At 58.1% G+C, this 1,849-nt stretch carries 2 protein-coding genes and 1 pseudogene; all 3 read right to left on the reverse strand.

Going from position 1 to position 1,849, the window contains the following annotated elements; translation table 11 throughout:
• A partial coding sequence (locus ABEH27_RS25625; protein WP_346616240.1) for a DUF2875 family protein occupies positions 1–652 on the reverse strand: 652 nt, incomplete at its 3' end.
• Between the two features lie 50 nt (positions 653–702).
• Positions 703–972: a PAAR domain-containing protein gene (locus ABEH27_RS25630; protein WP_346616241.1), complete on the reverse strand. Its 270-nt coding sequence runs from the start codon at positions 970–972 to the stop codon at positions 703–705.
• Positions 973–974: 2 nt separating this feature from the next.
• Positions 975–1,849: pseudogene (locus tag ABEH27_RS25635) on the reverse strand (hypothetical protein); the annotation flags it as partial.

The raw sequence follows: 1,849 nt of genomic DNA on the forward strand, positions 1-1,849 counted from the left end.
GGTTATCGTCAAAGAACATGAACAGTCGCTCGATCATGCCTTGCGCATGGGTAGTGTTTTCATCGTCTTGCCAGAGAAACTGGGTAACGCCCAAGGTCGCAGCATTACGCCCTTCATTGATCAGGCCGGCCGCTCTGTACCCTTTTGCGTAGGGGTCGGGCGGCCCAAGCGCAAACACCGGGATTGGCCAGTACGCCACTGATTCACCTGCCGAATTCTTGAATGCGATACGGACTTTGATGTCTGCTGAGATTCGCCTAGTGTCTAATGACGGATCGTAATCTTTCGCGTCCTGCGGGTAGATCGAAGCGAAATTATCGTTCTTTTTTTGGATAAACTGCCAGATTTCGGACTGGCCGTCAGTGTGAACTCCAAGTCCCAATCCGCGAATTTCTAAGGCGTAGATCCGTGCTTGCGTGGCCAGTTGTTCGGCGTTTCTGAGCTCTATCTGGTTTCGATAATTGGCAAACTCTGCCTTCTCACTTGCCAGGGCATTGCCCCACCAGTGAGTGCCAAAGATAACCAGCAGCGAGCCGACAATAGCGGCAATGCCCCAAGCCATGACGGGTTTCATGTCGCGAAGTACCATGCCGGTTTCCTGTGCTTTGAGTTGGACAATCCAGATGAAGCTGAGCCAGAGCACAAGCTGCACTCTGGCGATCCGCTGATGAGGTTTGAGGTTGGGCGGTCCGCAGCTCGTGACTACTCGACGCTCACATTCAGCGCATGGTTGGCCACACCATGACACCCGCATGCCAGCCGATGGCCTTGCAGCACCACAGGCTTACCATTCAGGCGTCGGCGAGGGTGCCCTTCGACAAAGGCAAAAACCCCTTGGTGAAGCGGGCAACTGGCCTTGTCGCCCAGCACCGCTGGCGTTTTACCGTTGATGGTGTGGGTGCCAGCCAGCTGGCATGACAGCACGCTGCCCCCGCTGCTAGTGGGGTCGCCCAGGCAGATGGGAGAGCTCATGCCTAGGATCGTCCGGCGCTTGGGAGGCCATACTTGAAGGGGTCAGCGCCGCGGTTCTGCTGGTTCTTCGCTTTGCGTGCCTCATCCGGCGGGCTGATCATCTGCACGGTGAGGCTGCCGTCGCTGCCGGCGTACACCACGGCACTGGCACCGCCGTCGTGGTAGCTGGCGATGGTGGCCAGGTTGATTTCCACCAGTGCGCCGCTGACGCCGGTATTGCCCAGGCGTCGACCGATGTCGTAGCCCTCTTCGACATTGCCCAGGTCCAGGCCTTGGCCATCGGTATTGAGGCTGTGCAAGGCATTGGTCAGGGCGATTTCCGCTTCAGCGTTGTTAGTGGTGTCGTAGAACACTCGCACCGGCTTATGCCCAGCGGGCAGGGTGTCGAGAGCCTTGAGCCAACCGGCTTGCAAGGCCTTGGCCTGCAATGCGGGTTTGAGGCGCTTGCCGTGTTCGTCCTGCATTGAAACCTTGATTGGACGGTGCAGGTAGCCCAGCACTGGTGCGGCGTCGAACTCTTTCAGTTGGTGTTCGGCCCAACGTACGGGCAGCCACGGGGACGGTTCGAAATGGCCTGGGCCGCGGTTATTGAGGGTTTTCCACAAGTTAGGTAGTTGCGATTGCCAGTAGGCGGTGGACATGGTGCTCGGGTCTTCCGAGACTTCGGTGCCTTTGGCGAGCTCGGCGGCTTCATACCAGTCTATAAATGCCCTGTCCCGGTTCCAATAAAACGCCCACAACTTGCCAAAATCAGTTTTTTTGTCCTGGTTGTCCTCGGCGTCACGGGTGACGAAGGGGCGAATGTAGCGATCCACTCGGTCCGAGCGCGTGACCAGCAGGCCAGTCGCATTCTCGTAGATCGTCGGTACCACGTGGC

Source organism: Pseudomonas sp. P39-UII1 (genome assembly GCF_039672635.1).
In the GTDB taxonomy this organism is placed as follows: Bacteria; Pseudomonadota; Gammaproteobacteria; order Pseudomonadales; family Pseudomonadaceae; genus Aquipseudomonas.